The organism is Planctomycetota bacterium (genome assembly GCA_026387035.1).
Classification (GTDB): Bacteria; Planctomycetota; Phycisphaerae; order FEN-1346; family FEN-1346; genus JAPLMM01.
On record JAPLMM010000196.1, the window covers coordinates 1 to 5,232 of the forward strand.

The 5,232-nt window shown below is 66.5% G+C and carries 5 protein-coding genes; 2 read left to right on the plus strand and 3 right to left on the minus strand.

Translation table 11 applies throughout. The annotated features are described in order from the left end of the window. Positions 1–15: 15 nt before the first annotated feature. Together NTX40_06950 and NTX40_06955 are read left to right on the plus strand one after the other, a co-directional pair. The gene (locus tag NTX40_06950; protein MCX5648818.1) at positions 16–162 is read left to right on the plus strand and encodes a 4Fe-4S dicluster domain-containing protein; all 147 of its coding nucleotides are present in this window, start codon (positions 16–18) and stop codon (positions 160–162) included. Beyond that, entirely contained in the window at positions 159–1,004 is an 846-nt protein-coding gene (locus NTX40_06955) for an FAD/NAD(P)-binding protein (GenBank protein ID MCX5648819.1), read from the plus strand. Before NTX40_06950 ends, NTX40_06955 begins: the two co-directional genes overlap by 4 nt. A gap of 501 nt (positions 1,005–1,505) precedes the next feature. Here NTX40_06955 and der read toward each other — a convergent pair. The 3 genes from der to tyrS all read right to left on the minus strand — a co-directional run. After that, complete coding sequence (der, locus tag NTX40_06960; GenBank protein MCX5648820.1) at positions 1,506–2,897, minus strand: ribosome biogenesis GTPase Der; 1,392 nt, start codon at positions 2,895–2,897, stop codon at positions 1,506–1,508. A gap of 99 nt (positions 2,898–2,996) precedes the next feature. Further along, on the minus strand, positions 2,997–4,049 hold the full coding sequence (locus NTX40_06965) for a Gfo/Idh/MocA family oxidoreductase (GenBank protein ID MCX5648821.1): 1,053 nt from the start codon (positions 4,047–4,049) through the stop codon (positions 2,997–2,999). A gap of 28 nt (positions 4,050–4,077) precedes the next feature. Then, the coding region (tyrS, locus tag NTX40_06970; protein ID MCX5648822.1) for a tyrosine--tRNA ligase at positions 4,078–5,232 on the minus strand (1,155 nt) is incomplete at its 5' end.

Below are 5,232 nucleotides of genomic sequence, written 5' to 3' on the forward strand. Positions count from 1 at the left end.
TGGCGCCAGCGCGTGATGCACAAGTTCAGTTACTTTGTCGAGAAGTTCGGCAGCCTGGCCTGCACGGGCTGCGGCCGGTGCGCGCGGCTGTGCCCGGGCGGCATGGCCATCGCCCAGGTGTGCCAAGAGATTGACGAGGCCCGGAAGGCGGCCGCGAAATGACCAGCGCCACTTACCAGTCCGCCATCCTGAAGATCGTTGCGGCGAAAGACGAGGCGCCGGACGTCCGCACGCTGCGCCTCCAGTTCGCCGAGGAAGCCGACCGCGCGCGGTTCTTCGAGAAGTACCGCGTAGGCATGTTCGGTCTCTACGGCGTGCCGGGCGCGGGCGAGAGCGCCTTCTGCGTGGCCAGCCCGCCCACCCGCACGGAGTACATCGAGTGCACGTTCCGCCAGACCGGCCGCGTGACGGCGGCCCTCAGGGACCGCGAGGTGGGCCAGCGCATCACCTTCCGCGGCCCGTACGGCAACTCGTTCCCCATCGAGGCGTGGAAGGGCAGGAACATCCTCTTCATCGCGGGCGGCATCGCCCTGCCGCCCATCCGGAGCGTCATCTGGAACGTTCTCGATCGCCGCAAGGAGTTCGCCGACGTCTCGATCCTCTACGGCGCCCGCACGGTGGCCGACCTTGTGTACAAGGACGAACTGGCCGAGTGGGGCAACCGGCAGGACGTGCGCCTGGTAACCACCGTGGACCCCGGCGGCGAAACGCCCGAGTGGAAGGGTCAGATCGGCTTCGTCCCGACCGTCCTCGAAGAGACCGCGCCGTCGAGCGCCAATACAATCGCCCTGGTGTGCGGCCCGCCCATCATGATCAAGTTCACCTTGCCGGTTCTTACGAAACTGGGCTTCGCGCCGAAGGACGTGTACACCACGCTCGAAAACCGGATGAAGTGCGGAGTGGGTCAGTGCGGCCGGTGCAACGTCGGCAGCGTTTACGTCTGCCGCGACGGGCCCGTCTTTACGCTGGAACAACTCAAGGGCATGCTGACGGCGGACATGTGACCGCCGCCGGGTGGCATGCCCGCGTCGCCGCGAGGCGTGCCCACAGCCTGCCCGCCTGGGCGGGCCGCCGTACGCCTGGGCATGCTTGCCGACCGCGGCACAAGAGCATGCCCAGCAAACAGCGCGCTGGGCACACCACCCTCACGAGTGAATTCGCGCGGCGGGCCATCGTGCCCGCCGCGTTTCTTGTACGCCCATAACTGTACGCGTCAAGGGCGTCCTGCCCAGGAGGCGTCGTTGTTAAGCCGTCTTGGTCGTTGCCGTTTCCCTGAATACCGCTGTTGTCGTCGTCGTGTTGTAACTCTTTGTGCTTTATCCGGCTCGCGTGCCTTGCACACACCTATTCGCACCGTGTCCGAGGTGTGGCTTCATCCCGCACTGCGATCACCGCGTCCCGGCCGACGTGCCCCTCGCCAACTACTTCCATTATGTCAACGAAGCGAAGCGCGTCTGGGACCAGGGCCTTGAGAACCTCAAGGCGATGAGGAAGTTGCGGACCGCCTAGTGTTTTCGCTTTCGCGGGCGCTTGCGCCGGCCGGTTTCGTCCTGAGGAGCACGGTGTTTTCGGCGGCGGGGCTCGTCTTCGCGATGGGCGCGCAGGATGAGGCGGATCGGGACCTCGGGGAAGGGCAGTTCCTCGCGGAAACGGTTCTCGATGAACCGGCGATAGTCCTCGCGGAAGAGGTCCGGGTTGTTGACCGACAGGACGATCGTGGGCGGTCGGACGGCCACCTGGGTGGCGAAATAGACCTTCGGCAGCGTGGGCTGCGGCGAGGGGGGCTGGCGGGCGCGGATTGCGTCGCCCACCACGCGGTTCAGTTCGCTCGTCGTCACGCGAGTCGAGGCCTGCTTGTAGAGGCTGCGGGCGACGTCGATCGTCGCCTCGACGTTCTTGGAATCCTTCGCGGTCGCGAACGCCAGGGGGGCCCACGAGAGTCCCGGGAGGATCTTGCCGAGGTAGTCCGCGAACTCGCCCGTGGTCGTCCGTCCTTGAGTAAGATCCCACTTGTTGACCACCAGGACGACGGGCTTCATGGCCTCCTCGATGGCGGCGCCGAGGCGCTTGTCCACGCCGCTCACCGGAAGCATCGCGTCGATGAGAAACAGGACGACGTCGGCGCGGCGGATGGATTCCATGGCACGCGTGAGGCTGTAGAAGTCGATGTTGTCCTGGAGGCTGCGGCGTTTCCGCATCCCGGCGGTGTCGATCGCGACGTACGTCAGGCCGTCTTTCTCGAAGCGGACGTCGATGGCGTCGCGCGTCGTGCCGGGGATCTCCGAGACGATGACCCGCTCGCTTCCGGCCAGGGCGTTGATGAACGTGCTTTTGCCGGCGTTGCGTTTGCCGACGACGGCGATCTGCATGGCGACCTCGGCGGGGGCCTGGGCCGATTCGGGCGGGAGGCGCTCGAGGATGGCCGCCAGGAGTTCGTCGCGTCCGCGTCCGGTCTTCGCGCTGACCGCCAGGACCGTGTCGTAGCCGAGCGCGTGGAACTCGGCGGCGCCCTGGGCGTGGCGCGGGTCATCGGCCTTGTTGGCGGCGACGAGGACGGGCTTGCCCGCCTGGCGGAGGCGGGCGGCGGCCTCGTGGTCGAGCGGCGTCAGGCCGTCGCGCACGTCGGTGACAAGGAGGACGAGCGCGGCCTCGCGGATGGCACAATCGATCTGCCGTTCGATGTCGGCCGCGAATTCCTGCGACGTGTGGACGCCCATGCCGCCCGTATCGATGAGTTCGAACCACCGTTCGTGGCGTTCGATGAGGGCCGAGACGCGGTCGCGCGTGACGCCGGCCGTCGGATCGACGATGGCGATGCGGCGTCGGGCGAGCGAGTTCAGGAGGCTCGACTTGCCGACGTTCGGCCGACCCACAATGCTGACGATTGGCAAAGCCATAGATTGAACTCTGAACGCGGAATGATAAACCGCCGAGGGGTTTTGTCCGTCTTGTGTGCTTCTCCCGTCCTGATCCGCAGGCCGAAGCGCCCTTGGTTCTCAGGGATTGAATTTTTTCAGGGGCAGCGTGACGGGCTTTCCTGTCCGGGCCGACTGGTAAATCGCGCAGATGACTTCGGCCGATTTTTTGGCCTCGATCCCGGAGACGCAAGGGGCTGTGCCCTCCCGGGCGGCTCGGGCGATATCGTCGAAGTTGTGCGTGAACAGGATGCCGGCGAGGGCCTTCGGGTCGCTGGCGGCACCGGTCCCGGCGCGCCGGGATGCGGCGGCGGGCGGCTTCTCGGCGCCTTCCTCGTCGCGGAGTTTCCAGAGTTCGATCTTGTCGTTCACGAGGTAAACCGTGCCGCCCGTTCCCATGATCTCGTGGCGAACGCCCGATCCGGGGTAGGCGGCGGTGGTTCCCTGGATGACGCCGAGGGCGCCCGATTCGAATTCGCAGACGGCGACGGCGACGTCCTCGACTTCGATCCGCTCGTGCGCGAGAAGGGCCGTCCGGGCCGTGACGGTCTTGATGGGCCCGGCGAGCCACACGAGGAGGTCGATCGCGTGGATGGACTGGTTCATGAGAGCCCCGCCGCCGTCGAACTTCCACGTGCCCCGCCAGGCGCCGGAGTCGTAGTACTCCTGGGTTCGCCACCAGGGCGTGGAACAGGTGGCCAGCGTGATGCGTCCGAAACGTCCGTCGTCGATGGCCGTCTTCGTTTGGCGGACCTCGTCGGCGAAGCGGTGCTGGAAGACGCCTCCGAGCGTGGTGCGGCTCTTTTCGAACGCGGCGATCATCTTGTCGCACCGCTGCGGGGTGATGTCGAGGGGCTTCTCGCAGAGGCAGTGTTTGCCGGCCCGGGCGGCGGCGATGGCGGCGTCGGCGTGCATGCCGCTCGGCGTGCAGATGTCGATGAAGTCGATGTCGGCGCGAGCAAGAACCTCTTCCATCCGCGTGTACGAAGGGACGCCGAACTCGCCGCCGAGCGCGGCCGCCCTGTCCTCCGCCTCGTCCACCACGGCCGCCAGTTGAATCGCCTTCGCGTCGCGGTAGGCCTTGGCGTGCAACTTCCCGATGGTGCCGCAGCCGACGATCGCTGCCTTGAACACGCCTGCTCCTTTCCCGGAGTTCCCGAGGTCAAGCGACGATGAGGCGAGCCCAGCGGCGCTTGCCGACGCGGAGAATGTCGCCGCTGGCGGCCTCGACGGAAGCCTGCGGATTGGCGATGACGTGGTCGTTGATCCGGACGGCGCCCTGCCGAATCAGGCGCATGGCCTCGCTGTTGCTCTTGGCGAAACCCGCCGAGACGATCAGGGAGGCCAGGCCGATCCCGGGCGCGATCCGCACTTCGGGGATCTCGGCGGGGATTTCCTTTTCCGCGAAGACTCGGCGAAACTCCTCTGCGGCGGCGTTGGCGGCCTGCTCGCCGCGATACTGTGCCACGATCACCTTGGCCAGACGCTCCTTCGTGTCGCGCGGGCCGCTGTGCGATAGGCCTTCGCGAAACTTCTCAAGCGGCTCGGCCGTCAGAAGCGTCCAGTAATTCTCCATCAGGGCGTCGGGAATGCTCATCAGTTTGCCGAACATCTCGTTTGCCGCGTCCGTCACGCCGACGTAGTTGCCTTTCGACTTGGACATCTTCTCCGTGCCGTCGAGGCCCACGAGGAGAGGCATCGTGAGGACGATCTGCGGCTCCATCGCGTGGTCGCGCATCAGTTCGCGTCCGGCCAGGCAATTGAATGTCTGGTCCGTGCCTCCAAGTTCGACGTCGGCCTCGATGGCCACCGAGTCGTAGGCCTGCATCAGGGGGTAGAGGAACTCGTGGACGCCGATGGGGTCGCCCGCCTTGTAGCGTTTCTCGAAGGTGTCACGTTCGAGCATCCGGGCGACGGTCATGCTGGCGGCCAGGCGGAGGACGTCGGCGAAGGTGAGCCCCGCGAGCCACTCGCTGTTATAGCGGACCTCCAGTTTCTCGGGGCTCGTGTCGAGGACCTTCCCGGCCTGTTCGAAATAGGTGTCGGCGTTCTCGCGGATTTGGTCCTCCCGGAGGACGGGGCGCGTGTGGTCCTGGCCGGAGGGGTCGCCGATGCGGGCCGTGTAGTCGCCGATAATGAGGACGCCCTTGTGGCCCAGGTCCTGAAACTCGCGCATCTTGCGCATGACGACGGTGTGCCCCAGGTGGATGTCCGGGGCGGTGGGGTCCATGCCGAGTTTGACGCGCAGGGGGCGCTGCTCGTGGATGGCGCGGGCGAGTTTGGCGAGGAGTTCCTCTTCGGTGTAGATCTGGACGGC

Excerpts from the sequence above, each read along its gene's own strand:
- der (MCX5648820.1), bottom strand. The coding sequence starts at position 2,897 with ATGGCTTTGCCAATCGTCAGCATTGTGGGTCGGCCGAACGTCGGCAAG.
- NTX40_06950 (MCX5648818.1), top strand. The coding sequence starts at position 16 with ATGCACAAGTTCAGTTACTTTGTCGAGAAGTTCGGCAGCCTGGCCTGC.
- NTX40_06955 (MCX5648819.1), top strand. The coding sequence starts at position 159 with ATGACCAGCGCCACTTACCAGTCCGCCATCCTGAAGATCGTTGCGGCG.